We start from the raw sequence: 26,769 nt of genomic DNA, 5'->3' as shown, positions 1-26,769 counted from the left end.
GACCGGGACGCGTCAGTCGGCCTCGCGCAGCACGCGCAGGTGCCCGCGACGGGCGGTCTCGGTGACCGACGACGGCTCGCCCGCCGGCTCCTGACGCACCCGCCCGGCCTCGCGGACGGCCTCCGCCAGCGCGGACAGGTCGTCGGCCGACGGCGCCGGCTCCTCGAACGCGGGGGTGAGGCGCACGACCTCCCACCCGCGGGGTGCGGTCAACCCTTCCGCGTGCTGGGCGCACAGGTCGTAGCTGTGCGGCTCGGCGTGCTGCGCGAGCGGACCCAGCACGGCCGTGGAGTCCGCGTACACGTACGTGAGCGTCGCGACGGCGGCATGCGTGCATGCCGTGCGCGAGCACTGCCTCACCGATCTCACGCGGGGAGAATACGCCGCCCGCGCCGACCCGTGCGCGGGGCTCGCCGGGCCGCGGCCGTCGTGACCGCCCCGTGACCGCACCACGATCGCGCCGGGGTACCCGCCTCCGCGCCACGCCCGGCCCCGGCATAGGCTCGACGGGTGCACCACGCCGCGAGCCCCGAGCACCGTCCCGAGCACCGTCCCGGGGCCGGACCCGACCCCGCCGCCGTCCCGCCGGTCCGCCGCCGCGACCGCCGCGGCCGCGGGGTGCGCGGGCCGCTCCTGCCGCCGGGGACGCCGGCCTACCGCACCCGGGCGGAGCAGTTCGACGACCTGGTGCTCGACGTCGTCGAGCTGCTGCAGCGCCGCTGGGGCCCGCAGCTCGCCGGCACGGAGTTCGCCGTGGAGGACGTCCCGCCGTCCGATCCTGCGCCGTGGGAGTCCGACGGCGTCCCCCTCGGGCGCTGCTTCCCCGCCGAGTCCGGGCGGCCCGCACGCGTCGTGGTGTACCGCCGCCCGGTGGACTTCCGCGCCGCCGACGACACCGACCGCGCCGACCTGGTGCGCGACGTCGTGGTCGAGCAGGTCGCGCACCTCCTGGCCCGCACCCCCGAGGAGATCGACCCCGGCTACGACTCCTGACCCCGGAGCTGTCAGGCCCGGGGTCAGCCGGCGTCGACGGTGCGCACCTCGACGGCGCCGGGGGTGGTGACCGTCGCGGTGGGGGCGACCGCGGCCAGCAGCGTCCCGGGGGCCGCGGTGCCGTCGTCGGCGCGCAGCACGGCCGACCACGTGACGGCCAGGCCGCCGCCGTCGGCGCGGTCGACGCTCACCCCGGCGGGCACGGTGCCCTCCGACACCAGGTCGCCGAGCGCGACGGCCGCGGTCTCCCCCGCGGTGAGCTCGACGTCGTCGCTGCCGATCTCGGCACCCGACGCGTCGTACGCCCGCACGGTCACGGCCGTCGAGCCCTCGGGATCGGTGTCGGGGTCGCGGTCCTCGGGCACGGCGGCGAGGGTGAGCCCCGTGCGCACCCCGCCCGGGACGCCCACCTGACCCGCCGGCCCCGCCCCGCCCGGGGCGCCGACCGGCTGGGCCGCCGACCACGCCACGTCGTACGGGGTGCCGCCGACCACGGAGTCCTCCGGCTGCTGGCCGGGCTGGTCGCTGCGCGCCGCGCCCACGACCGGCACGTCCGCGTCGACGACCAGCGTGTACGCGCCCTCCGGCAGCCCGCCGAGCGGCACGTCGGTCACCACGCCGGGCTCGAGCTCGACCTCGTCGGCCCCCCGCAGCACCACCGGCCCGGACGGGCCGTACACGGTGACCCGCGCCGTCCCGCCCTGCTCGCCGGGCGCCAGGAGCCGCAGCCGCGGGGCGTGCGGGTCGTCGACCGCCTCGCCCCGGCTCAGCACGCCACCCACCGCGAGCGACCCGCGCGGCGACGCACCCGCGGTCAGCAGGTCCACCCCGGCCGGCAGCAGGCCATCGATGGCCTGGGTCTGCAGGCTCGCGTTGACCCGCGCCCCCGCCGCGCGCACGTTGACCGCGAGGCGGTCCTGCTCCGGGGCCACGGACTCCAGGCGCGTCGTGACCTGCTCGTGGGGCGCGACGGTGAACGTCCCCTGGCCGCCGAGCGCCACCGGACCCCCCGGTCCGTACACGTCGAGGGCGACCGTCGCGGGCTGCTCCGACGGGTTCTGCACCGTGAGCGTGGCGGTCGAGCCCACCTCCGTGCTGCCGCCCACCAGCCACTGCGACGTCGACGGCGCGGTGCAGGCGCCGACACCCAGCCCGCGCAGGTCGCCCTGCGTCGTGACCGAGGCCATCGCGCCGGCCGCGCGGAACGGCTCGTCGGCCACCGGGGTGGCCTGCAGCACGCGGGTGGAGCTCACGTCGCCCTGCCAGGCGGCCACGTCGTCGCCCGCGTCGAGCGCCAGCGGGTCCTTGCCCCCGAGAGCGGTCGTCCGTGCGCCGTCCCGGGCCTCCCCCAGCACGAGAGCGCCCAGCCCGCTCGTGGTGGGCACCGGCGTGGCGTCGAACTGCTGGTCCCCGACGTCGGCCCCCTCGGGCAGCGCGACCGGCGCCGGGCAGACGAGCGTCGCGTCCGCCGGCTGGACCCCGACGCTCCGTGTCCCCGCCGCCACGGCCTGCTGCTCGGCGCCCGTCCACGACTGTGCCCACTGGTCGCCCAGCACGGCCACGGCCGCCAGCGCGCCGACGGCCGCCACCCCGGTGACCGCCGCCGCCGTCGCGCGCACGCCGCGGCGCACCCGGGTCTTCCGCACGTCCTGGCCCGTCCCTCCGGTGGTCTGCGTTCTCGCCCGCTCCGTCCCGCGCTTCGACCCGCGCCCCGTCGTGCGCTCCGCGCCGCCCTCCTGCGCGGTGGTCGGGGCGTCGTGTGCCGGCCGCTCCTCGCGCGCCGTCATCGCCCTCGCCGCCGTCCGACCGGCAGCGCCAGCAGCGCGTGCACCAGCAGCACCAGGCCTGCCGCGGCGAGCCACGCGGTGCGGTGCGGCGTCTCGAACGACACCCGCAGGTGACCCTCCGCCGGGCCGACCGCGAACGCCTGCGTCCCCCCGGCGTCCACGGCCGCCAGGCGCCGGCCGTCGACCGTCGCGCGCCAGCCGGGGTCGGCCGTCTCCGCGAGCCGCAGCGTGCGGTCCTCGCCGCCCGGGGCGAGCCGGGTCGCGGCGCTCGAGCCGTCCGACGGCACCGTCCGCACGGCGTCGGCCGGTGCGAAGTACGGGCTCGGCGCGCCGTCCTCGTCGGTGCCGTCGTTCTTCAGCACGGTCGCCCAGCCCGGCGCGGGCCCGTCGGTCGTGACGCGCCAGACGAGCGCGCCCTCCTCGGTCACGCGGGCGAGCCCCGGCACGAGGTCGAGCGTGGTGGCGAGCTCTGCGTCACCGCCCGCGGGGACCTGCACGGCACCGATGCCGAGCGCCGCGAGCCGGTCCGCGACGTCGGTCGACCGCCCGGTCGCCACCTCCGCCACCACCTGGTCCAGCACCGCGGTGTCGCTCCGCGCGCCGCCGCCGACCAGGCCGGCGGAACGCGCCCGCACCACGGTGGAGGAGTCCTCGAGCCGGGTGCCGTCCGCGTGCAGCAGGGCGTAGTCGACCACCGCCGCGCCCGACGGTTCCGCCTCCCCGCCCGGCTGCACCCGGTCGAGCTGCAGCACCCGCGCCGAGCGGGGCGGCTCCTGCATCTGCGTGCCGACGGCGGGCACCACGCCCGGCTCGGCCGCCCGCAGGTCGCCCACCGCGCCGCCGCCGGTGGAGCCGAGCGCCCAGGACGCGAGCTGCGCCACGGGGAGCGCGAGCGCCACCACGGCGACGGCGACGACGCCCGCGGACGCGACCCGCCGCGCGCGTCGTGGCTCCTCGTCCCCGTGGTCGCGGGGGGCCGCCGTCGGCAGCCGGCCGAACGACGGCAGCGCGCAGATCGCCGCCGCGCCCAGCGCGAGCAGCAGCACGGAGAGCCCGACGCCGGGCCAGCCGGTCACGCTCGCGGCCGTACCGTCGGCCGCGGACCCGCTGGCCACGGCCGTCGCGACGGCCACGACCGCCGTCGTCAGCCCCGCCGCCCCGGCCAGCCACGCCAGCCGCACCCCCCGCACCGCCCGGGGGCGCACCAGGGCGACGGCCGCCAGCACCAGGACGGCGCCGCCGAGCAGCGCAGGGGCGACCACGGCGGCGCGGCCGAGCGCACCGTCGGTCCCCAGCCACGGCTCGAACCAGGCGGTCTCCCCCGGCAGGCCCAGCAGCAGCTGGACCGCCGTGGGCGTGCCGGACGCGACCAGGGGGGCTCCCGGCTCGGCCACGAGCAGGCGCCACCCGCCGTCCGACCACGCTCCGAGCACCTCGCCCCAGAACGGCAGCGGCACCACCACGGCCGGCAGCAGCACGAGCAGCAGCGCGCGCCACGACCGGCGCACCAGCAGCGCGGCGACGCCGATCAGCACCACCGCCACCGGGAGCAGCACCGGGGCGGCGCACACCGCGACGGCCAGCAGGAGGCCGGCAGCCCCGGCGGCACCCAGGGACCCGCGGCGACGTCCCGGCGCGAGCGCGACGTCGCGCGCCTGCACGCCCACGGTGCGCAGCACGGCGACGAGCAGCCACGGCAGCGTGAGGTGCACGACGACCGCGCCCAGCCGCCCGGAGCCGAGGGAGGCGAGGAAGCCGGGAGCGGCAGCCCAGGCGAGGGCGGCCACCGCCCGCACCACGACCGACCGCGTCAGGCCGCCCGCCGCGAACCAGCCGCCGAGGGCGGCCAGCGGCAGCGCGACCAGGACCAGGGCGTTCACCGCCGTCTGCAGTCCGCCGCCCGCCAGCACGGCGAACGCGGTGAGGGACAGCAGCAGCGGGTCGGCCGGCGCGCGGACCCCGAGACCGTCGCGCACCCAGCCCGACGTCGCCGCCTCCCACACGTCGCCCACGGTGCCGGGCGCCGGCAGCAGCCCGCCGCCCACGACGCGACCGCCGTCCGCCAGCACACCCTGCCAGGGGCCGAAGAGGGCGACGTCGAGCGCCACCACGCTCACCAGCACGACGGCCAGCACCGCGCGGCGGGTCCTGCCGAGCCGGCGCAGGTCGGCCCGCTCCAGCTCGCTCGGCGCCCACCGGGCACGCTGCGCCTCGGCGCGGGCCAGGCGCGCGTCGCGGCGCTCGCCGGCCACCTGCCGCCAGGTGCCGAGCAACGGTGCCAGGACACGGCGCGGGAGGCGCCGGGTGCGGGCCGCGCGCCGTCGGGCACGGTAGAGCGGCACCAGGCGCAGCGCCGTGACCACGGCCGCCACGAGCTCGTCCCGGGCGTGCGCCGGCCGCTTGAGAGCCAGCCGGTACATGGCCGCGAACGGCGCCCACACCAGGGTGGCGAGCCAGACCACGGGCAGCAGGGGCAGGGGCGCCTCGACGAGGCGCAGGTAGAGCTGGCTGCGCCGGCGGGCGTACCGCGACGCCTCGAGGTCGGGCACCGGGACGTCACGGCCGCGCAGCCCCAGCAGCGAGGCCTGCGCGTGCTTGACCACGGCGTCGGGCACCACCACCACGCGGTGCCCGGCCAGCCGGGCCCGCCGGCACAGGTCGAGGCCGTCGCCGAACGGCCCCAGCTCGGGGTCGGTCCCGCCCAGCTCGGCCCACACGTGCGCCCGCACCAGCGCCCCGGCGAGCCCGACGGCGAGCACGTCCTCGCGCGCGTCGTGCTGCCCCTGGTCGATCTCGGTGTCGTCGATGCCGGTCATCCGCCGCCCGAGCGGCGAGACCGTGCTGCCCACCTCGACGAGCATGCTGGCGTCGGCGGCAGGGGTGCCGTCGGCGTCGACCGGCCAGCGACGCTGCTTGCAGCCCGCGACCGCCACGGCGCTCGAGTGCTCGACGGCGCGCAGCAGGCGCGACAGGGCGCCGGGCTCGGGCGCGGAGTCGTCGTGCAGGATCCACAGCCAGCCGGTCTCCGGGACGCCCACGACCTCCTGGGCGCGGTCCACGGCCTCGCCGAGGCTGCGCGCCCCCGCCGCCGCGACGAAGCGGGCACCGCCGAGGCGGAGGTCAGGGTGGGCGGTGGACTCCGCGGCGCCGACGTCCACCACGACGACCTCGTCGGCCGCGCGCTCCTGGCGCGCGAGCGCGTCGAGCGTGGCGTCGAGGAAGCGGGTGCGCCCGCGGGTGACGACCACGGCCGTCACGGTGACCACCAGGGGGACGGCACCGGTGCCGTCGAGCGTGCGGTCGCCGGCGGGCGCGACGGCGACGGTCGCGCCCGTGGGGGCGACCTCGCCGCCGGGGCGGGCTGGGATCGGGTGCGGAGCAGTCATCCTGCCCGCCATGATGCGTCGGGCCCCGATCCGGTCGTGGGATATCCGTCCCGAGCGTGTCGGGCCGGACGTCCCGCGGACCTCAGGTCAGACGGCGCGGCGCTTCAGCTTGCGCCGCTCGCGCTCGGAGAGCCCGCCCCAGATGCCGAACCGTTCGTCGTTCGCGAGCGCGTAGTCCAGGCACTCGGCCCGGACCTCGCAGGACGTGCAGACCTTCTTGGCCTCACGCGTGGACCCGCCCTTCTCCGGGAAGAAGGCCTCAGGGTCGGTCTGAGCGCACAGTGCTCGTTCCTGCCATCCCAGGAGCGTCTCGTCGTCGGTCGTCGTTGCGTCGCCGAACAGCGGGAGCACCGGCGCTACGCGCTCGGGCTCACGGCCGACATCTGACGGGAAGACCCCCCGGTCCCCATCGAGCAAGTTCCACATGGCGTGCCCCTCCATGCCGTTCTCTAGGGAAACTGCATACCTGGAATTACACGCGTGTCCTTCGGAGGCGTCAAGTCGAAATGTGCTAGTGATTGCGATCTCCACTGGCCATTCACATGCCCGTCCTCCCGGGCCGGCCGCGCGCTCGTAGGCTGACCTGCGTGAATCTCCCTCCGACGTCCGGCCGCACCCCCACGACGATCTCCCAGGTGCTCGCGCGCGTCCTGTCGGACCCGGGGCGTCCCCGCCTCACGTGGTACGGCGACGGCGGCGAGCGCGTCGAGCTCTCCGGCGCCGTCCTGCAGAACTGGGTGAGCAAGACCGTGAACCTCCTCGTGGAGGAGTTCGACGCCGCGCCGGGGACGGTCGTGACTCTCGACCTGCCGGCCCACTGGCGCAGCGTGCTGTGGTCGCTGGCCGCCTGGCGCTGCGGCGCGACCGTGGAGCTCGCGGGCGCCTCCCCCGAGACGGCCGGCGACGTCGTCGTCACCTCCCGGCCCGCCGCGTGGGCTCCCGTGCTGACGGGTCCGGGCGCCGCCGACCTCGTCGCCGTCGCCCTGCCCGCCCTGGCACGGTCGTTCGACGGCGACCTGCCGCCCGGCGCCGTCGACGCCGCGGGCGCCGTCATGACCTACGGCGACGTCATCGGGTGGGCCCCCGAGACGGACGCGGCCGCCGTGGCGCTCGACGCCGGCGCGACTGCCGGTCAGGTCGCGTTCGCCGACCTGGTGCCCGACGGCGGCACGCCCGGCGCCCGCGTGCTCGTCGACGGCGCCCGCCCGCTCGGCCCCCTGCTGCGCGAGCTCCTCGCCGTCTGGGCCGCCGACGGCTCGGTGGTGCTCGCGTCCGCGGCCACCGCGGCCGAGCTCGCCGCCGACCCGGCCCGCCTGGAGCGCCTGCGCGAGACCGAGCGCATCACGGCCTGACCGTCACGACGCCGGCTCAGGAGGCGGCGCGGCCCCAGGCGACCAGGCCGGGGCCGGTGCGGGGGAACGCGCGCTGCGCGACGCGGAACGGCCAGGTCGCCGCGGCCACGAGCGCACCCTGCGCCGCCGTCGACGGCTGGAACAACCGGCCGCTGCGGGCGGTGCGGTCGGCGGTGCTGCCCTCCTCGCGCAGGCCGGGACGGCGGCGCGCGAGCTGGTTGCGCGCCCCCTCCAGGGCGTACCCGAGCGGGACGCCGTACAGGCGCAGCCCGACGTCGGCCAGTCCGGCGTCGCGCAGCAGCGCGACGAGGTCGGCGGGGTCGTAGCGCCGGAAGTGGCCGACGGCCTCGTCCATGGGGCCGAAGCGGCGCTGCCACGCCGGGGTGGACAGCAGGAGCGTGCCCCCGGGGCGCAGCCGCGCGGCCCACTCCCGCAGCGCGGCGGCGTCGTCCTCGATGTGCTCGATCACCTCGAACGCGCACACCAGGTCGAAGCGCTCGGCGGCGGGCAGGGAGTCGAGCGGCCCGTGCACGACGGTGCCCCTCACCCCCGCGTCGACGAGGCGCTGCTCGGCGGTGCGGGCGCTGTCCGCGTCGAGCTCGACGCCCGTGTACGCCGCGGCGCGGGCGGCGAGCCGCACCCCGACGGCGCCCTGGCCGCAGCCCACCTCGAGCACGCGGCCGGTGGCGCCCGGCAGCAGCGGTTCCACGACGTCCCACCGCAGGCTGCCGTACAGCGTGAGCGGGGGCAGGGCGGGGGCGCGGTTCGGCACGGGCGTTCCTTCGTCCTCGAGGCTCGGGCAGCGGCGTCCAGCGTGGTCACCGCTCGGCGGCGGCCGTGTCCAGCCTGCCAGGACCACGGCCGCAGCGGCACCCGCCGCGCGGACGGTGCCCGCCTCGGCGCCGCCGCGAGCTACCGCGGGCGGGCGAGCGCGCCGAGCCCCGCGAGCGCGAGGTCGGCGAGCGTCACCAGGACACGGCTGACCAGCACCAGCAGCAGGACGGCGGCGTGCGGCAGGGCCCCCGCAAGCACGGCGAGCAGCACCAGCTCGCGCGCACCCGCACCGGCGGGCACGACCACCACGAGGAAGCCGACCACCCAGGCCAGCGCGTAGCCGCCGACGGCGAGGGCGACACCACGTGCGTCGGCCGGCATGCCGAGACCGACGGCGAGCACCCACACCTGCGCACCGGCGAGCAGCCACCCGGCGACGGACCACAGCGTCGCGGCGCCGAGCCCGCGCCACCCGAGGGGACGGTCGAGCGGCGGCCGGCGTGCGACCCGCAGCGCCCACGCGACCAGGCGGTTGAGCACGGGCGGCAGCAGGACCACGGCGACCGCGGGCAGCGCCCACAGCACCGGCCCCGCGGCGCCGAGCGCACCCGTCGCGACGAACGGCAGCGCGACCAGCCCGACGACCGCCCCGGAGACGACGCCGACGAGCGTCGCGACCGCCGTCGTCGTCACGGAGGTGCGGCGCGCGATGCCGTGGTCGACGCCGAGCTCTGCGGCCGCGACGACGTTCCACACCCCGCCCGGCACGTACTTGCCGAGCTGGCTCAGGCCGAAAACCCGCAGCGCGACCCGCAGGCCGGTCGGGGCGCCGAGGTCGGCGAGCACGACGCGCCACGCGACGAACGTGCACAGCACGAACGCGACGGACAGGACGAGCGCGACGGCGAGCCGCTGCCAGGAGAGCTCGGCGGCCGCGCGGGCGAGGTCGTCCCCCGCCGCCACGACGGCGTAGACCGCCAGCCCGAGCGCCACGAGGAGGAAGCCCCAGCGCACCCACGGCGACCGCAGCACCGCGAGCACCCGGGCGAGGCGCCCGGACGACGCGCCGGCGTCACCCGTCGCACCACCCGCCGGGCCGCCGGTCGCATCGCCGGTCGCGTCGCCCGTCGCGTCCCCCGTCGACTCCCGCGTCACGGCCGCACCCCGCGCTCCCGGAGCAGCCGGACCAGCGGACGGACGACGGCGGCGGGCCGGGCGAGGTCGCGCCCGGCGGCCGCGCGGGCGCGGGCCGCGGCGAGGGCGGCCGGGTCGCGCAGGGCGAGCAGCCGGTCAGCGAGCGCCGCCGGGTCGCCGGGCGGGACGAGCTCCAGGTGGTCGCCCAGCAGCCGCCGCTGCGGCTCCGTGCCGGAGGTGACCACCACGCAGCCGGCCGCCAGCCCCTGGAAGACCTTGTTCGGCACGACGCGCAGCCCCTTCGGAGTGGTGGAGAAGATCCCGAGGCAGACGTCGTGGGCCGCGACGAGGGCGGGCAGGTCGGCGGGCTCCACCCAGTCGCGCCACGTGATCCCGGGCAGGCCGCGCAGCCGCTCCCGGACGGCCGGCAGGTCCTGGCCGGACCCGACGAGCGTGGCCTCCAGCCCGTGCCCGCCGCGCGCCTGCTCCGCGGCCGCCCGGGGCAGGGCGTTGGCGAGGGCCTCGGCCAGCACGTCGGTGCCCTGCAGCGGGGTGAACAGGCCGAAGAACACGACGCGCAGCGTGCGGGCGTCGTCCGGCGCGGCCTCGTCGACGGGGGCGGCGTCGAACCAGGCCTGCGGCGCGCCGACGGGCACGACCAGCCCCCGGGCGCCCCGGGATCCCGCGAGCTCGCCGAGCATCCGCAGGTGCTCGGGGGTGTCGAGCAGCACGACGTCCGCGCACGACGTGGCGAGGCGGTCGAGCCCGCGCAGCAGCGCCACGCGGGCCCCGCGCGCGCCGCGGTCCGTGGCGGTGTCGGCCGCGAAGACGAGGTGGTCCAGCAGCACCGGCGTGCGGCCGAAGAGCAGGCGCGCGAGCACGACGTCGAAGTGGCCGAGGTACCCGACGAGCACCGCGTCGGGGCGGCCGTGCGCCCGCCGGTGGCGCACGACGTCGCCCAGCAGCAACGCCCAGCAGCGCAGCAGCCGCACCAGCAGGCCGGGCAGGCGCCACGGCTGGCGAAGCATCCGCACCCGCGCGGCCGTGCTGAGGCCGAGCGGCCGGTCGAGCTCGCGGACGGTGTACCCGTGGGCGCGCAGACCGTCGACGAGCACGCCGACGCGCGGGTGCCGGTCGGCGTCGTACGTGCCGAACGCGACGATCACGCGTGCGCGTCCTCGTCGTCCCGCGCGTCGTGCTGCGCGTCGTGCCGCGCGCCGTCCCGCACCGCGTCCCGGGCGACGGCCGCGGCGGCGCCGTCCTGGGCAGCATCGTGGGAACCGTCGTCAGCGCCGTCGCAGGGCCGCGGGCCGTACTGGAGTTCCTTGACCCGCTCGAGGGTCTCCTCCATCAGGGTGCGGTTGGTGCGCAGCAGGTCGGCGATGACGAGCAGCGCGAGGCACAGGAGCGCGCCGACGAGCATCGCGCCGGCAAAGACGAGCGACTGCACGTGGCCGCCGGCGTCCCCCTGGGCGAGGAAGACGAGGAACCGGACGGCGGGCACCGCCGCCGCGACGAAGAACACGGCGAAGAGCGTGAGGAACACCAGGTGCGGGCGGAACATGATCGCCGAGCGCACGATGGCCCGCCCGGACCTGCTCATGTGCTGCCAGATGTTGCTGAACAGCCGCGACTCGCGCGTCTTCGGGTTGGTGGTGATCGGCAGGCTCGCGATCCGCAGGCGCTTGTTCCCCGCCTGGATGATCGTCTCCATGGTGTAGCTGAACTGGGTCACCACGTTGAGCCGCAGCAGCGCGGCGCGCGAGTAGGCGCGGAAGCCGCTCGCGGCGTCGGGCAACGACGTCCCGGCCGCGGCGCTGACCACCCGGCTGCCGAAGCGCTGCATGCGCTTCTTGAACGGGGAGAAGTGCTCGATGGTCGCGGTCTGCCGGTCGGCGACGACGATGTCCGCCTCCCCCGCGACGATCGGCGCGACGAGGTCGCCGATGCGCTCCGACGGGTACTGGTTGTCGCCGTCGGTGTTGACCACGACGTCGGCCCCGTGGGCGAGCGCGTAGTCGACGCCGTCGCGGAACGACCGGGCCAGCCCCCTCGTGCTGGTGTGCCGCACGACGTGCCGCACGCCCAGGCGGCGCGCGACCTCCGCGGTGCCGTCCGTCGACCCGTCGTCGATCACGAGGACCTCGACGCTGTCGAACCCCTCGACCTCGCGCGGGATCGTCGCGAGCACGAGCGGGAGCGTCCCGGCCTCGTCGAGGCACGGGATCTGGACGAAGAGCTTCATCGCGCATCCTTCGGGGCGCCGGGAACCGCCGGCGACAGGGTGCCGGGGGCCGGGTCGATCGACGACGCGGCGAGTCTACGGGGCCACAGGAGCCCCGTGAGCAGGCCCCCCAGCATGATGAGGGCCGCCACCGCGAGCAGGGCGACGAGGGCGGGCTCCGGGAGCGGGCTCCAGGCCAGCCACCGGTCCACGGCGTCCCCGAAGGCCTCGCCGGGGCCGCGGTAGAACGCCCCGAACGCCCACACCAGGCCCCCGACGGCCGCGGCGAGGGAGAGCGTCACCGCGACCGGGACGCCGCGCGCGAGGCGCCGGTCGGACCTGCGCGCGAGCTGCCAGCAGGCGATCGCCACCGCCGTCGCGAGCGCCGCGACCCCGCCGAACACGTACCGGCCCTGGATCGCGACCAGGCGCCCGGTCTCGGCGTGGAAGTCCCATGCGTTGTACGCGACCCCGGCCGCGAGCGCCGCGGGGGTGAGCAGCACGACGACGGCGGTGCGGCGCGCCCCCGGCAGGACGATCGCCACGAGGGACGCGGCCGCCAGGGCCACCGTGCCCCAGACGACCCACGCGCCGGCGACGTGCACCTCGAGCCACGACAGGTTGCCGAAGAACGACTGGGCGAGCCGGCCCGCGATGATCGACGGGACGTCGGCGTCGGGCACGGTCGCGAGGATGCTCAGCTCGCGGGGGCGGCCGACGGGCTGCACGGCGCCGAGGGTGAGCACGTTGCGCACCCACCACCACCCGCCGACGGCGAGGGTCACCGCGCCGGCGACGGCGAGGCGGCCGAGCCGTCCGGGCCAGCGGCGGCCCCGCGCCAGCGCGTAGGCCGCGACGACCATGGGCACGGCGAACGCCAGCATCACCTTGGTGAGCAGCCCCAGGCCGAGGACGACGCCGATCGCCACGGCCACGCGCGAGCGCAGGTCGCCCGTGACCACCCGCACGGCGAGGTAGGTCGCGGCGGCGCACGCGAGGACGACGAGCGCGTCGTTGTTCACGGCCCCCATGACGTGGCCGAGCTGCGGCAGCAGGAGGGGGAACGCCCCGGCGACGAGACCTGCGGACGGCGAGCCCGTGGCGCGGCGCGCGGACCCGGCCGCGAGCGGCACGACGAGCGCGAGCAGCACGGCGTCCAGCAGCCGGAGCGCCAGGGTGATCTGGTCCCAGCGTGCGTCCGTGAGGCCCGTGACGTGCAGCAGGCCGGCGCCCAGCGCGTAGTACGCGGGCGGGTGCTGCGTCATCTGGTCCACCTCGGTGCCCGACGTCGCGTCCCCGAGGGCGTTGCCCGCGTCGAGGCGCGTGCGGTCCTCGCGCGGCACGGGCACGACGTCGACGAACTGGCGCGCGTCCTCGCGGTGCTGCCACCGTCCCGGCAGGTCGGCGGGGTAGGCGGCCTCGTCCACGGCGGCGGTGATCGCCGGGGAGAAGTAGGCGTCCCCCGGGGGCGGCCAGCCGCCGCCGTACGCGATCCGCAGCACGCTGTTGACGTGGTTCTGCTCGTCGGGCGAGCGGAACATCGGCGTGACCACGGCCCACACGACCGTCCACGCCGCGACGACGAGCGTCAGCACGGCGACGGCGCGCCGGTAGCGCCGTCCGGCGGGGGGTCGCGCGGTGCCCGTGCGGGGGTCAGGGGTGCCGGTCGCCGCGGGAGCCGGGCGCGCGTGCGGCGTCGTGTCCGTCACGACCCCAGTGTCTCCCACGGGGTGCGCACCGGCGCGGTGCCGTCGCGGCGACGGGCGAGGGTTCGCCCGCTCGTCATCCGCCGTCCGCCCGCCGGACGACCTGCGACCCACACATTTCCTCTACCGTCCCGGTCCTCGGGCACCGCAGCGGCGTAACACCGACCCTCTATGCTCGCTTCCCGTGACCCGCTCCACCCCTCGCCACGTCGCCTCGCGCCCCGGCACGACCACGGGGCCCTCGCACGCGCGCACGCTGCGTCGGCACACGGTCGCGCGCGTCCTCGGGATGGGGTTGACCGCGGTCCTGGCGTTCGTCGCCGTCGGCGGCGCGACCGCGGCGGTGAAGCTCACGGGGAACATCACCGCCGTCGACTCCGACAAGCTGCTCGGTGCGGACCGGCCGGAGAAGGTCGTGCCGGAGGACCCCAACGCGGACATGCCGCTGAACATCGTGCTCATGGGTTCCGACAGCCGCGGCGGCGACAACGCCGACATCGTGGGCGACGGCACCGAGGGCGCCCGCTCGGACACGACGATGATCATGCACATCTCGTCCGACCGGACCCGCGTGGAGATGCTGTCCATCCCCCGCGACACGACCATCGACATCCCGTCCTGCCCCACCTCGTCCGGTGGCGAGACCTCGCCCGTGTCCGGCTCGAAGTTCAACGGGGCCTTCGCCCAGGGCGTGCTCACGGGCGGCGACGTCGAGTCGGGCGCGCTGTGCGCCCAGAAGACGATCGAGACGATCACCGACGTCCAGATGGACGGCTTCGTCGTCGTCGACTTCGCGGGCTTCGAGAAGATGGTGGACGCGCTCGGCGGTGTGGAGCTGTGCATCCCGAACGACATCGACGCCCCCAAGGCCGACCACCTCGTCCTGTCCGCCGGCGTGCAGGAGCTGGACGGCGACACCGCGCTCAAGTACGCCCGGGCGCGCACCGGCAAGGGGCTGGGCGACGGCTCTGACCTCGGCCGCATCGGGCGCCAGCAGGAGCTGCTCGCGGCCGTCGCGCGCCAGGTGCTCAGCGCAGGCACCCTCGCCGACCCGACCAAGTCGCTGAAGTTCCTCGGCGCCGTGACCGGTTCCATGACCATGAGCAGCAACTTCGCCTCCATCCAGGGACTCGCCGGGCTCGCGTACAGCGCGCGCAACGTCCGCCCTGACACCATCGCGTTCATGACCGCGCCGTACGAGTACGACCCGAACAACGCGGCGAACGTCGTGCTCACGGACGAGGCGGGCGAGGTGTGGGACAACCTCAAGCACGACCGGCCGCTGAGCGACGCGATCGAGACCGAGTCGTCCGACGACGCCGAGGGCGGCGCGAAGGACGGTTCCGGGGACGGCGCGACGGACGAGGGCGGCACGAGCACCCAGGAGGCCGAGGGGTCCGACGACGTCGACGCCACCCCGGTGGCCGACGACGACCCCGGCACGACCGGTGACGACGCGGCGAGCGCGGAGGGCGAGGGTGAGAAGGACCCCGACCCGAAGCGGACCCGCGACGCCGGCGAGGAGGCGTTCACGGGCGCCGACGTCACGTCGGTGTGCGGATGAGCGCGGGAGACCGATGAGCAACGACGACCAGCGCATCCCGCCGAGCTTCACGCCGTCCGGCGGCCGGTCCGACCGGCCGACCGGCGGCGCCGACGCCATCCCCGTCGGCGGGGGCTCCCGTCCGCCCGCCCCGCCGGCCGGCGGTCGCGTGGGCCGGCGCGACGACGCCGCCCCGGTCGAGCCGCGCGTGCGGCGCCAGTCGTCGCGCGAGATCCCGACGACGCCGCCCGAGCGGCGTGGTGGCGGCCAGCAGAAGCCCCGGTCGTACGCGCCCCGCGGCAGCTCCCCGTCGGGGCCGGCCTCCCGCGCGCCCCAGTCGCGCGCCCCGCAGGCGCGCCAGGGCTCGGGCACGCGCGTCATGCCGGCGGCGAGCCAGGCACAGCCCCGCCGCACTCCCCCGCCGCCCGGCGAGGGCGGGGGCGCTGCCGCGGCCACCGCCGGGGGCGGCGGGTTCCACGTGCGCAAGGGCCGGGTCGCGGCCCTCGTGCTCGTGCTGCTCCTGGTGCTGCTGCTGGCATGGCCGATCGGCCTCGTCGTCTGGGCGAACGGCAAGATCCAGCACGTCGACGCGCTGTCGGACGCCCAGGGCACCCCCGGGACGACCTACCTGCTCGCCGGGTCGGACGCCCGCGGCACGGGCAGCGTCGCCGACGACGGCACCGAGGGCGCCCGCACCGACACGATCATGGTGCTGCAGAAGCCCCGGAGCGGGCCCGCCTCCCTCATCTCGATCCCCCGGGACACCTACACGGAGATCCCGGGCCACGACCCGAACAAGATCAACGCCGCGTACTCGTTCGGCGGCGCCCCGCTGCTCGTCCAGACCGTCGAGGGCCTCACGGGCCTCACGATCGACCACTACGTCGAGGTCGGGTTCGGCAGCGTCGAGGAGATCGTCGACGCCGTCGGCGGCGTCGAGCTCTGCTACGACCGCGACGTCGACGACCCGAAGAGCGAGCTGACGTGGGAGGCCGGCTGCCACCTCGCCGACGGCGAGACCGCGCTCGCGTTCTCCCGCATGCGCTACTCCGACCCGAAGGGCGACATCGGCCGGGCCGAGCGGCAGCAGCAGGTCATCGCCGCCGTCGCCGCGAAGGTCGTCAAGCCGAGCGTGCTGCTCAACCCGGTCAACCAGGTGCAGCTGGTCAACGCCGGCACCGACGCCCTCACCGTGGACGAGAAGACCGGCATCGTCGACCTCGGGCGGCTCGGGCTGGCCTTCAAGGCGGCGACCGGACCCGAGGGCGTCACCGGCACCCCGCCGATCGCGAACCCAGGCTACGACCCCGGCACGGGCGTCGGCTCCACGGTGTTGCTCGACGAGGACAAGGTCGACCAGTTCTGGGCCGACGTCCGCGACGGCGAGCTCAAGCCCGGCAGCACCGTCGGGGGCATGCCCGGCTGACGCCGAGGTAGTCCCAGCCCCCGCGAGGTAGTTCCAGACCCCGCGAGGTAGTTCCAGACCCCGCGAGGTAGTTCCAGACCCCGCGAGGTAGTTCAAGCCTCCACGAGGTAGTTCGAGATCCCGCGAGGTCGTGGTCGGCCACGCCTCGCGGGATCTCTCGTGGTGCTCGCGCTCAGAAGCCGGGACGCTGCGCGCGCGAGGCGCGCAGCTTCTCCCCCTTGGCGCGCGCGACGTCGCCGAGCTCGGCCTGGAACGCGACCATCCGCTCGCGCAGCGCGAGCGACTCGGGGTCCGTGCCCGAGGCGAGGATGCGGGCGGCGAGCAGGCCCGCGTTGCGCGCGCCGCCGATCGAGACCGTCGCGACGGGCACCCCGGCGGGCATCTGCACGATCGACAGGAGCGAGTCCATGCCGTCCAGGTAGCGCAGCGGCACGGGCACCCCGATCACCGGCAGCGGCGTCACGGCCGCGAGCATGCCCGGCAGGTGCGCGGCGCCACCGGCGCCCGCGACGATCGCGCGCAGGCCGCGCTCCGACGCGGTGCGGCCGTAGTCGATCATCTCGGTCGGCATGCGGTGCGCCGAGACGACGTCGACCTCGACGTCGACGCCCAGCTCGGCGAGCGCGTCGGCGGCGGCCTCCATCACCGGCCAGTCCGAGTCCGACCCCATGACGATGCCGACGGCGGGCGTGCTCATGCGTGCTCCTTGCTCGTGGTGGTGGCCGTGGTGCTCTCGCTCGAGAGGGCCTCGCCGCGCAACAGCGCGGCGGCGTCCAGGGCCCGACGCCGCACGTCGTCCAGGTCGGTGCCGCTGACGTTGACGTGCCCGAGCTTGCGCCCCGGGCGGATCCCCTTGCCGTACAGGTTGACGCGCGCCTCGGGGAACCGCGCGAGCACCTCGGGCAGCGCGTCGGTGAGCGCGTCCAGGCTCGAGCCGAGCACGTTCGCCATCACCGTCCAGGGCGCCCGGGCGGCGGTGTCCCCGAGCGGCAGGTCGAGCACCGCGCGCAGGTGCTGCTCGAACTGGCTCGTCACCGCGCCGTCGATCGTCCAGTGGCCCGAGTTGTGCGGGCGCATCGCGAGCTCGTTCACCCACACCGCGGCGGTCCCGTCGGCCTCCCGCGTCTCGAACAGCTCGACGGCGAGCACGCCCGTCACGCCGAGCCCCTCCGCCACCGCGACCGCGATCCGGCGGGCCTCGGCGTCCACCGCCGGGTCGAGGTGCGGCGCCGGTGCGACGACCTCCGCGCAGACGCCGTCACGCTGGATGGACTCGACGACCGGCCAGGTGCGCACCTCACCGGAAGGACGGCGGGCGACCAGGGCCGCGAGCTCGCGCACGAACGGCACCTTCCGCTCGACCAGCAGCGGCGGGGCGCCGTCGGCGGCGGCCTGCAGCCAGTCGGCGACGTCGTCGGGCGACGACACGACCCGCACGCCCTTGCCGTCGTAACCACCGCGGGAGGTCTTCACGACGGCCTCGTGGCCGGGCTCCTCGGCGAGGAAGGCGGCGAGCGCGGCGCGCGCCTCGGCCGGGTCGGTCGGCAGCGCCGCCCAGCGCGGGCACGGCAGGCCCAGCGCGGTGAGCCGGCGCCGCATCACGATCTTGTCCTGCGCCTGGACCAGCGCGTCGGGGCCGGGGCGCACGGGGGTGCCGTGGTCGATGAGGTCCTGCAGCAGCGCGTTGGGCACGTGCTCGTGCTCGAAGGTCAGCACGGCCGCCGGGGCGCGTCCGTCCGCCGGCGCGATGAGGTCACGGATCGCGGCGTCGTCGCTCGCCACACCCACCGGGGCGTCGCTGACCACCTGCGCCGCGGACGACGCGGGGTCCTCCACCAGGACCCGCAGGCCCACCCCCAGCTCGGCGGCGGCGGGCGCCATCATGCGGGCGAGCTGGCCGCCTCCCACGACGGCGACGACAGGGGCTGCACTGGCAGGGCTGGCTGAGGCTGAGGTGGGGACGGTCACGGGCACCGAGGATACCGGCCGCCGGTCACGCTCCGGTCGGGAGCCCGCGGGTCAGTCGCCGTGGTGGTGCAGCCAGCCCCGCCGGCGGCCGCGCGAGGAGATCGTCGTGCCCGGGGGCAGCACCACGTGCGGGTCGAGCGTGCGGGGCACGCCCGCCAGGAAGAGCGCGAAGACCGGGGGGCGGCGCTGCACCAGGTCCAGGCGCCCGCCGTCGGCGGCGGCCAGGTCACGAGCCAGGGCCAGGCCGAGACCGGTGCTGCCACCCGTCGTCGTGCCGCGCTCGAAGATGCGCGTCGCGACGTCGTCCGCCACGCCCTCGCCCTGGTCGGCGACCTCGATCGCCACGGCGCCGGTGGTGCCCGACGGGCGCGAGCGCACCGTCGTCGTGCCGTCGCCGTACTTGAGCGAGTTCTCCAGCAGGGTGGCGATGATCTGTGCCAGGGCGCCCGGCGTCGCGAGCACCTGCATCCCGTCCGGGACCTCGATGACGAGCCGGCGCCCCGCCCGCTCGAACGTCGGCGCCCACTCCTCCTCCTGCTGGTGCACGACGTCGGCCAGCACGACGGCCTCCGTCGTCCCGCCCTGCGACCGGCGCGACGCGGCGAGCAGGTCGTCGACGACGGTGACCAGGCGCTCCACCTGCTCCAGCGAGATGCGCGCCTCCTCCACGACCTCGGGGTCGTCGGAGGCCAGCGTGATCTCCTCCAGCCGCATCGTGAGCGCCGTCAGCGGCGTGCGCAGCTGGTGCGACGCGTCCTGCGTGAACTGCCGTTCGGCCGCGAGCCGGCCGGCGAGGCGGTCGGACGACCGGGCCAGCTCCGCGGCGACGAGGTCGATCTCCTCGACCCCCGACGGCTCCAGACGCGGGCGCACCTGCCCCGACCCGAGCTGTTCCGCGGACGCGGCGAGGTAGACCAGCGGCGCCGACAGCCGGTTCGCCTGCCACACGGCGACGGCGATGCCCGCCGCGATCGCGACGATGCCGGCGATGATCACGAGCACGACGGTCTGCGCGGACTTCACGTACGCGCTGATGGCCGACACCGTCATCGAGACGGCGACGCTGCCGTCGGTGAGCTTGGCCTTCTCGATCGTGGGCGGCGACACCGGCTCGCCCGCCGTGAGCTGGGTGCCGTCGGGCAGGCTCACGACGACGTACGCCGGCAGGTCCCCCTCGCTGCCCTCCGCGGCGCGCTCCACCGTCGCCTCGCTGACGACGTCACCCCGCTCCAGGGTGTTGTCGATGCTCCGCGCGAGCATGTCGACGCGGCTGGTGACGCGCTGCTCCTCGTTGGCCAGGACGTACCGGGCCCCGAAGATGCCGAGGGGGACGCCGAGCAGGAGGACGGCGACGGCGACCGCGGAGATGGTCGCCAGCAGGACGCGGCGACGCACGAGGTCAGCCCTGGCCCGTCGGCGTCAGCTCGCGCCGAGCTCGAAGCGGAACCCGAGCCCTCGCACGGTGGAGACGTAGCGCGGGGCGTTGGCGTCGTCGCCGAGCTTGCGGCGCAGCCACGACACGTGCATGTCGAGCGTCTTGGTGGAGCCGACCGGGTCGGAGCCCCAGACGTCGCGCATCAGCGTGTCGCGCACCACCACCGACCCGGCGTTCGCGACCAGCACCTTGAGCAGGTCGAACTCCTTGGTGGTGAGGTGCAGCTCGCGCTCGCCCTGGAAGGCGCGGTGCGCGGAGACGTCCACCCGCACGTCCTGTGCGCGCAGCTCCTCGTCCTCGCCCGTCTCGCCGTGCGTGCGCCGCAGCAGCGCCCGGACACGCGCGAGCAGCTCCGCGAGCCGGAACGGCTTCGTCACGTAGTCGTCGGCGCCGGCGTCGAGCCCGACGACCAGGTCCACCTCGTCGGCGCGAGCCGTGAGCACCAGCACCGGCACGGTCAGCCCGGAGCCGCGGATCTCCCGCGCCACGTCCAGGCCGTCCATGTCCGGAAGGCCCAGGTCGAGGACGACGATGTCCGCGTTCCCGGCGTTGTCGACGGCTCCTTGACCAGTTCCTTGCACGATGACGTCGTAACCCTCACGCGTGAGAGCCCGCGCCAAAGGCTCGGCAATAGCCGGGTCGTCCTCGGCCAGCAGTACGTGGGTCATTCCCTCATGCTAGCGGCAACACCGCTGGTCCTGGACCCCTCCACACGCCGCGTCGGGGCCGCTCGGGTGTGACATTGGAGATGACGCGCGGGGCGACCACGGTCCCCCTGCGGGACGACGGTCCGCGCGATCCCGTCCGCCCCCGGGCGGACGCGCCCGGCCCCGGCACCCGCCTACCCTGGCGGTCATGAGCTGGATCGAGAGGGTGGGGCGCTGGTTCGAGGCGCACCGCTTCGGCGTCGACCTGACGACGACCGTGCTGGTCGCCGGGTTCGTGCTGGTGCCCGCCACCGACCTGTACTCCAGCTCGCCGTACCTCAACCGCACCGAGTCCATCATCTGGAGCCTGGCCCTCGTCGCCCCGCTCCCCTGGCGTCGCACGCGGCCCGTGCCGTCGGCGGTGACGCTCTACGCCGTCGCGCTCGCGCACATGCTCGCCGGCTACCCCATGATCATGCCCGGCGACCTGCTGGTGCTGGTCGCCCTCTACTCCGTGACCGTCTACGGCCCCACCTGGGCCCACGTCACCGCGATCTGCTCGACCGCGGTCGGCACCCTCGTCGTCCTGCCCGTCACCGTCGCCGTCGTCGGCGGCCTGGACTCCTCCGGCCTCGCCGACATGTTCTCCGTCGGCCTGTTCTGCTTCGTCACGGCCCTCGCGGTCTGGGCGTTCGCCCTCGTACGACGCTCCCGCCGCGTCACGATGGACGCCCTGCGCGACCGCGCGCACCGGCTCGAGGTCGAGCGCGACCAGCAGGCGCGGATCAGCGCCGCCGCGGAGCGCGCCCGCATCGCCCGCGAGATGCACGACATCGTGGCGCACTCGCTGTCCATCGTCGTCGCGCAGGCCGACGGCGGCCGGTACGCCGCGGCGTCCGACCCCGGGGCCGCCGTCCGCGCCCTCGGGACCATCAGCGAGACCGGGCGCACCGCGCTCACCGACATGCGTCGCCTGCTCGGCGTCCTGCGCTCGCAGGACGACGAGGACGTCGCGCGCGACGCCGCCCCGCCGGCAGGCCCGCCCGCGCCCCCGCCGGCGGCGGGCGGGGGACGCCCTCCGTCGGCGCCGGCCCACGAGGAGACGCGCTCCGCACGCCCCGCCCCGCAGCCGGGCGTCGAGGAGATCGAGGACCTCGTCTCCCAGGCGCGGTCCGGGGGTCAGCGTGTGTCGTTGGTCCGGGTCGGCGAGCCGCACACCCTGCCCGCGGGCATGGGCCTCACGCTGTACCGCGTGTGCCAGGAGTCGCTGACCAACGTGCGCAAGCACGCCGGCCCGGACCCCGCCGTGACCGTCGCCGTGCGCTGGACGGCGACCACCGTCGAGCTCGAGGTGCTGGACGACGGCCGCGGCGCCGCCGCTGCGGGCGACGACCCCGGGTTCGGGCTGCGCGGGATGCGCGAGCGGGCCAACCTGTACGGCGGCACGCTCGAGACCGGGCCCCGCGCCGGCGGGGGCTTCCGGGTGCACCTCGAGCTGCCGCTGCCGGGCGCGCCGGTGGCCGCGCCGGCCCCACCGACGACGCCACCGACGACGGCCTCGACCTCGCCGACGACGCCGACGCCGACGCCGACGACCACCAGCCAGGAGGACGCATGACCCCGCCCGACGACGCCGCACCGCACGCCCCCGCCCCCGGGGCGGGCGTCGTGCGCGTCGCGCTGGTCGACGACCAGCAGCTCGTGCGTGCCGGCTTCCGGATGGTCATCGACTCCCAGCCCGACCTGGAGGTCGCGCTGGAGGCGGGGGACGGCGCCCAGGCGTTGCGGCTGCTCGCCGACCACCGGGTGGACGTCGTGCTCATGGACGTGCGCATGCCGCACCTCGACGGGCTCACCGCCACCGCCCGCCTCACCGCCGCACCCGACGCCCCACGCGTCATCGTGCTCACGACGTTCGACCTGGACGAGTACGTGCTCGAGGCCATCCGCAGCGGCGCCTCGGGCTTCCTCCTCAAGGACGCGCCCCCGGAGGAGATGCTGGCGGCCATCCGCACCGTGCACGCCGGCGACGCCGTCATCGCGCCGTCGTCCACCCGTCGTCTGCTGGAGCACCTGGTCACCGCGCTGCCGGCCGACCAGGCCGCGCCGCAGCACGACGCGCTCGCCGCCCTCACCGACCGCGAGCGCGAGGTGCTGGTGCTCATGGCCCGCGGCCGGTCCAACACGGAGATCGCCGCCGACCTGTTCGTCGCCGAGGCCACCGTCAAGACGCACGTCGGGCGCATCCTCGCCAAGCTCGACGCCCGCGACCGCGTGCAGGCCGTCGTGACCGCCTACGAGACCGGTCTGGTCCGCCCCGGCTCCTGACGCCCGACCTGTCAGGACGAGCGCCAGGTACACGGAGCGCGCGTCCTGACAGGTCACCAGGCGAGGTGGCGCCGGACGACCCACGATGTCCGCGAGCGCCAGCCGCATCGCCCTGCGGTGCAGGACCCTGCCGACCATGTTGAGCATGGCGAGCATGGCGAACAGGTCGTCGGTCGTCGTCAGGCGTTGCTGCACGACGGCGGCGGCCCGAGATGTGCGACCAGGACCCTCGGACCGATCGCACGCCAGCGCAGCGCACCCCTGTGGTGCGCGACGTGGCCGCGCGTCACTCTCAACCTTCGCAGCCGGGCGCGCGTCACCACCCCGTGCCGGCGTCGTTGCAGCCCGGTGAGGTCGGGCAGGTCCTGGAACACACGCGTCGTCCCGGTCATGACGTGGGGGTGCAGGTCAGGGGCGGTTCAGGGTGTCCCTCAGGGTGGGTGTCATACCTGGGGATGACCTGGGAACGGGGCAGGACCCACCCTCGGACCGATGTCGGCGACGTCCGCGCTCCGTAGCGTCGGTGGTGTCCTGGCCGGCGGGCTCCGCGAAGCCCCCGTCCACCACCCCGAGACACCGGAGAGCATCCGTGGACACGACCGTGTACGTCCCGATCCCCGAGGGCACCGCCGCCCGCCCCGCCGTCACCCCCGCCGTGCGGGCCCGCGCCCTGACCAAGACCTACGGGCGCGGCGAGGCGCAGGTGCGCGCCCTGGACGGCGTCGACGTCGACTTCGCGGCCGGTCGCTTCACGGCGATCATGGGCCCCTCGGGCTCCGGCAAGTCGACGCTCATGCACCTGCTCGCCGGCCTGGACTCGGCCACGAGCGGGCAGTCGTTCATCGGCTCCACCGAGGTGACCGGCCTCAACGACAAGGCCCTCACCGCGCTGCGCCGCACCCGCGTCGGCTTCGTGTTCCAGCAGTTCAACCTGCTGCCCATGTTCACGGCGGAGCAGAACATCACGCTGCCGGTCGAGCTGGCGGGCGGCACCGTCGACAGGGAGTGGCTCGGCACCCTCGTCGACACGCTCGGCCTGAGCAAGCGGCTCACCCACCGCCCGAGCGAGCTGTCCGGCGGTCAGCAGCAGCGCGTCGCCATCGCGCGCGCCCTCATCGCCCAGCCCGACGTCGTGTTCGCGGACGAGCCGACCGGCAACCTCGACTCCCGCTCCGGCGCGGAGGTGCTGAGCTTCCTGCGCCGGTCGGTGCGCGAGCTGGGCCGCACGATCATCATGGTCACCCACGACCCGGCGGCCGCCGCGTACGCGGACCGCGTCGTCCTCATCGCCGACGGCAAGATCGCCGGCGACATCACGGACCCGACGCCGGAGTCCGCCCTGGCCGGCCTCGACGCGCTGCGGACGGTGGCCTCGCGATGATCCGCCTCACCCTGTCGCAGATGCGGCGCAGCGCCGGCCGGCTCGCCGCCGCAGGCGTCGCGATCGTCATCGGCACCGCGTTCGTCGCGATCACCCTGCTCGCGGGCAACGTCATCACCCGCACCACCTATGACTCCATCGCGGCCCAGTTCACGGGCGCCGACCTCGTCGTGCGCGGCGTCCCCGCGGACGACGCCGCCCTCGACGCGGTGCGCGGCGCCGACGGCGTGGCCACGGCCGACCCGCAGCTCATGTCGTACCAGCAGCTCGAGTCCGGAAACCGCACCATCTTCCAGGGCGTGCTGGCCGAGCCCACGGACACGAGCGTGCTGCCGCTCGAGGTCGCCGACGGCGCCCTGCCCGACGCCTCGGGCGAGATCGCGCTGCCCGTGGACGTCGCGGAGCGCCTGGACGCCGCCCCGGGCGACTCGATCACCCTGGTGCGCACCGTCCTCGAGGGCGACCCGGAGTCCGAGGACGCCTGGACCGAGGTCCGCGAGCAGCTCACCGTGAGCGGGACGCTCACCGACCCGTACGGCGCGTACTCCATGCAGGGCGGCGCGGCCGTCGCGAGCGCGGCGGACATCGCCGGCTGGGACGCGGGTCTGCTCGCGCCCGGCGAGGAGCCCGTCCTTCCCACCACCGTGCTCGTCACCCTCGACGACCCCTCCGACGTCGAGTCGGCCCGCACGGCGATCACCGGCGCGCTCACCAACGCGGCGGCCTCGTCGGGCACCGACACCGCCGGCCTCGACGTCGTGACGCCCAAGGAGCACGCAGAGGCCGTCGCCAGCGAGATGACGGGCGGCGAGAACGTCATGTTCACGCTGTTCGTGCTGGTCTTCGCGGCCGTGGCCCTGCTCGTCGCGGCCCTGGTCATCGCGAACACCTTCCAGGTGCTCATCGCCCAGCGCACCCGCACGCTCGCCCTGCTGCGCTGCGTCGGCGCGGACAAGGGCCAGCTGCGCCGGTCCGTCCTGTTCGAGGCGGCGTTCCTGGGCCTGCTCTCCTCGGTGGCCGGCCTGCTCGCGGGCGTCGGCCTGGGGCAGGCGGCGCTCACGATCGGCCGCGGCATGGACCTGGGGGTCCCCCTGCCCGCGACGGTCACGATCACCCCCGCCGTCGTGCTCATCCCGCTGGCGGTGGGCACCCTGGTGACGCTGGTCGCGGCGCTCTCCCCCGCCCGGGCCGCGACGCGCGTCGCGCCGCTCGAGGCGCTCCGCCCCGCTGACGCGCCGTCCGCGGCCCGCGGTGCCGGCCGGGTGCGCCTGGTGCTCTCGATCGTCGTCTCCGTGATCGGCTTCGCCCTGCTGGGCGGCGGCGTCGCGCTGAGCACGGTGGCCGGCGAGCCGACGAACGGGCTCCTGGTCGCCGTCGCGGGCGGCGTCCTGTCGTTCGTCGGCGTCCTCGTGGGTGCGGTGTTCTGGCTGCCCCGCGTGGTGGCCCTGGCCGGTCGCCTGGTGGGGATGTCCGGCCCGACGGCGCGGCTCGCGGCCGCGAACACGCTGCGCAACCCGCGCCGCACCGCGGCGACGTCGACGGCGCTGCTCATCGGCGTCACGCTCGTCGGGATGATGTCGACCGGCGCCGCCAGCGCCCGGGTCACGATGGACTCCGAGCTGGACGCGCGGTACCCCGTGGACGTCACGGTCTCGACGGACCTGTCGAGCGACCCCACGAGCGTCGCCGCCGGCGACAGCACCGTGGCGCCCGTCCCGTCGGCGCTCGTCGGCACGGTCGGCGACGTCGCGGGGGTCTCCCACGTCGTCGAGGCCCCCGCCACGGCCGCGACGGTGGCCGGCGACGGCGTGGACGAGGGGCTCGCGCTCACGGTCCGCGGCGTGGCGCGGGAGGACCTGGCGTCGGTGATGCGCAGCACGGAGACGGTCGAGCCGCTCGCGAAGGGCACGGCCGTGGTCTCCCAGGACATGGCCGAGGCCTGGGGCCTGGAGGACGGGCAGCGGCTCACGCTCACCGGCCCGGACGGCACCCTCCAGGTGACCGCGGCGGTCACCGCCCTCGCGGACAGCGCGCTCCTGGTGGTGCCGGCCGACCTCGCCGCCCTCGATCCCGACGCCCCGGTGACCAGCCTGTGGGTGGGCCTCGACGACCCCTCCGACGCCACCTCCGTGGTGCCGTCGATCCAGGACGCGGTCGCCGACACCGAGGCGCCCGCGGACGTCATGGGCGCGGCGGTGGAGCGCGCCGGCTTCCAGCAGGTGATCGACACCGCGCTGGGGATCGTCGTGGGGCTGCTCGCCGCCGCGGTCGTGATCGCGCTGATCGGCGTGGCGAACACGCTGTCCCTGTCGGTCATCGAACGGCGCCGGGAGTCCGCCACGCTGCGGGCGATCGGCCTGTCGAAGGGGCAGCTGCGCGGCATGCTCGCCGTCGAGGGGCTGCTCATCGCGGTGGTCGGTGCCGTGCTCGGCGTGCTGCTCGGGCTGGTCTACGGCTGGGCCGGCGCCGCCGCGGCGCTCGGGTGGGCCGGCTCCCCCGTCGTCGTGGTCCCGTGGCGCGACGTGCTCCTCATGCTCGCCGTGGCCGCCGTCGCCGGGCTGGTGGCGTCCGTCGCCCCCGCCCGCACCGCGGCGAAGACCTCCCCCGTGGAGGCGCTCGCCAGCGAGTAAGCGCACGTTGTCCACAGGCCGTCCCCGACGGCCGTCCCGGGCGGGCACCCTGGAG

General features: G+C 76.1%; 21 protein-coding genes. 8 read left to right on the top strand and 13 right to left on the bottom strand.

Features of this window, described 5'->3' with window-relative positions; all coding sequences use genetic code 11:
• Positions 1-12: 12 nt before the first annotated feature.
• Positions 13-369: a DUF3499 domain-containing protein gene (locus ACH436_RS08645; protein ID WP_430559782.1), complete on the bottom strand. Its 357-nt coding sequence runs from the start codon at positions 367-369 to the stop codon at positions 13-15.
• Between the two features lie 141 nt (positions 370-510).
• Here ACH436_RS08645 and ACH436_RS08640 point away from each other — a divergent pair, with 141 nt between their 5' ends.
• A complete protein-coding gene (locus tag ACH436_RS08640) occupies positions 511-993 on the top strand; it encodes a metallopeptidase family protein (RefSeq protein WP_430559781.1) in 483 nt (160 codons plus the stop codon).
• 23 nt (positions 994-1,016) lie between these two features.
• Here ACH436_RS08640 and ACH436_RS08635 read toward each other — a convergent pair whose 3' ends face one another.
• The 3 genes from ACH436_RS08635 to ACH436_RS08625 form a co-directional block, all read right to left on the bottom strand.
• Positions 1,017-2,780, bottom strand: a complete 1,764-nt coding sequence (locus ACH436_RS08635) for a DUF5719 family protein (protein WP_430559780.1) — start codon at positions 2,778-2,780, stop codon at positions 1,017-1,019.
• Entirely contained in the window at positions 2,777-6,166 is a 3,390-nt protein-coding gene (locus ACH436_RS08630) for a glycosyltransferase (protein ID WP_430559779.1), read from the bottom strand. The genes ACH436_RS08635 and ACH436_RS08630 overlap by 4 nt, the downstream gene beginning before the upstream one ends.
• An 87-nt stretch (positions 6,167-6,253) precedes the next feature.
• Positions 6,254-6,592: a WhiB family transcriptional regulator gene (locus tag ACH436_RS08625; protein WP_430559888.1), complete on the bottom strand. Its 339-nt coding sequence runs from the start codon at positions 6,590-6,592 to the stop codon at positions 6,254-6,256.
• Positions 6,593-6,753: 161 nt separating this feature from the next.
• On the opposite strand from ACH436_RS08625, the gene ACH436_RS08620 reads away from it, so the two are divergent.
• Complete coding sequence (locus tag ACH436_RS08620) at positions 6,754-7,518, top strand: TIGR03089 family protein (RefSeq protein ID WP_430559778.1); 765 nt, start codon at positions 6,754-6,756, stop codon at positions 7,516-7,518.
• Positions 7,519-7,534: 16 nt separating this feature from the next.
• On the opposite strand, the gene ACH436_RS08615 is transcribed toward ACH436_RS08620, so the two are convergent.
• The 5 genes from ACH436_RS08615 to ACH436_RS08595 form a co-directional block, all read right to left on the bottom strand.
• Positions 7,535-8,290: a class I SAM-dependent methyltransferase gene (locus tag ACH436_RS08615; protein ID WP_430559777.1), complete on the bottom strand. Its 756-nt coding sequence runs from the start codon at positions 8,288-8,290 to the stop codon at positions 7,535-7,537.
• A gap of 140 nt (positions 8,291-8,430) precedes the next feature.
• A complete protein-coding gene (locus ACH436_RS08610) occupies positions 8,431-9,447 on the bottom strand; it encodes a lysylphosphatidylglycerol synthase domain-containing protein (protein WP_430559776.1) in 1,017 nt (338 codons plus the stop codon).
• Entirely contained in the window at positions 9,444-10,592 is a 1,149-nt protein-coding gene (locus ACH436_RS08605; protein WP_430559775.1) for a glycosyltransferase, read from the bottom strand. Before ACH436_RS08605 ends, ACH436_RS08610 begins: the two co-directional genes overlap by 4 nt.
• Positions 10,589-11,671 (bottom strand): glycosyltransferase family 2 protein, encoded by a 1,083-nt coding sequence (locus ACH436_RS08600; protein ID WP_430559774.1) that lies wholly within the window; start codon positions 11,669-11,671, stop codon positions 10,589-10,591. The genes ACH436_RS08605 and ACH436_RS08600 overlap by 4 nt, the downstream gene beginning before the upstream one ends.
• On the bottom strand, positions 11,668-13,359 hold the full coding sequence (locus ACH436_RS08595; RefSeq protein WP_430559773.1) for a DUF2142 domain-containing protein: 1,692 nt from the start codon (positions 13,357-13,359) through the stop codon (positions 11,668-11,670). The genes ACH436_RS08600 and ACH436_RS08595 overlap by 4 nt, the downstream gene beginning before the upstream one ends.
• A gap of 181 nt (positions 13,360-13,540) precedes the next feature.
• On the opposite strand from ACH436_RS08595, the gene ACH436_RS08590 reads away from it, so the two are divergent.
• Complete coding sequence (locus tag ACH436_RS08590) at positions 13,541-14,920, top strand: LCP family protein (protein ID WP_430559772.1); 1,380 nt, start codon at positions 13,541-13,543, stop codon at positions 14,918-14,920.
• 13 nt (positions 14,921-14,933) lie between these two features.
• Positions 14,934-16,325 (top strand): LCP family protein, encoded by a 1,392-nt coding sequence (locus ACH436_RS08585; RefSeq protein ID WP_430559771.1) that lies wholly within the window; start codon positions 14,934-14,936, stop codon positions 16,323-16,325.
• Positions 16,326-16,497: 172 nt separating this feature from the next.
• Here ACH436_RS08585 and purE read toward each other — a convergent pair whose 3' ends face one another.
• The 4 genes from purE to ACH436_RS08565 are packed head-to-tail and all read right to left on the bottom strand — an operon-like array spanning position 16,498 to position 20,396.
• On the bottom strand, positions 16,498-17,022 hold the full coding sequence (gene purE, locus ACH436_RS08580; RefSeq protein ID WP_430559770.1) for a 5-(carboxyamino)imidazole ribonucleotide mutase: 525 nt from the start codon (positions 17,020-17,022) through the stop codon (positions 16,498-16,500).
• The gene (locus ACH436_RS08575; protein WP_430559769.1) at positions 17,019-18,293 is read right to left on the bottom strand and encodes a 5-(carboxyamino)imidazole ribonucleotide synthase; all 1,275 of its coding nucleotides are present in this window, start codon (positions 18,291-18,293) and stop codon (positions 17,019-17,021) included. Before ACH436_RS08575 ends, purE begins: the two co-directional genes overlap by 4 nt.
• A 51-nt stretch (positions 18,294-18,344) precedes the next feature.
• Positions 18,345-19,688, bottom strand: coding sequence for an ATP-binding protein (locus ACH436_RS08570; protein ID WP_430559768.1), 1,344 nt, complete (start codon positions 19,686-19,688; stop codon positions 18,345-18,347).
• A gap of 24 nt (positions 19,689-19,712) precedes the next feature.
• Positions 19,713-20,396: a response regulator transcription factor gene (locus ACH436_RS08565; RefSeq protein WP_346456979.1), complete on the bottom strand. Its 684-nt coding sequence runs from the start codon at positions 20,394-20,396 to the stop codon at positions 19,713-19,715.
• A gap of 187 nt (positions 20,397-20,583) precedes the next feature.
• On the opposite strand from ACH436_RS08565, the gene ACH436_RS08560 reads away from it, so the two are divergent.
• The 4 genes from ACH436_RS08560 (at position 20,584) to ACH436_RS08545 (ending at position 26,714) form a co-directional block, all read left to right on the top strand.
• Positions 20,584-21,993 (top strand): sensor histidine kinase, encoded by a 1,410-nt coding sequence (locus ACH436_RS08560; protein WP_430559767.1) that lies wholly within the window; start codon positions 20,584-20,586, stop codon positions 21,991-21,993.
• Positions 21,990-22,703 (top strand): response regulator, encoded by a 714-nt coding sequence (locus tag ACH436_RS08555; protein ID WP_430559766.1) that lies wholly within the window; start codon positions 21,990-21,992, stop codon positions 22,701-22,703. Before ACH436_RS08560 ends, ACH436_RS08555 begins: the two co-directional genes overlap by 4 nt.
• A 589-nt stretch (positions 22,704-23,292) precedes the next feature.
• Positions 23,293-24,084, top strand: coding sequence for an ABC transporter ATP-binding protein (locus ACH436_RS08550; RefSeq protein WP_430559765.1), 792 nt, complete (start codon positions 23,293-23,295; stop codon positions 24,082-24,084).
• Positions 24,081-26,714 carry an ABC transporter permease gene (locus tag ACH436_RS08545; protein WP_430559764.1) on the top strand — a complete coding sequence of 878 codons (2,634 nt, stop codon included), beginning with the start codon at positions 24,081-24,083 and terminating at the stop codon, positions 26,712-26,714. Before ACH436_RS08550 ends, ACH436_RS08545 begins: the two co-directional genes overlap by 4 nt.
• Positions 26,715-26,769 lie beyond the last annotated feature (55 nt).

It is taken from the genome of Isoptericola sp. NPDC019693 (assembly GCF_044389085.1).
Taxonomy (GTDB): Bacteria; Actinomycetota; Actinomycetes; order Actinomycetales; family Cellulomonadaceae; genus Isoptericola.
The sequence above is the reverse complement of the archived record's forward strand: the minus strand, read 5'-3'. Positions and strand labels throughout refer to the sequence as shown.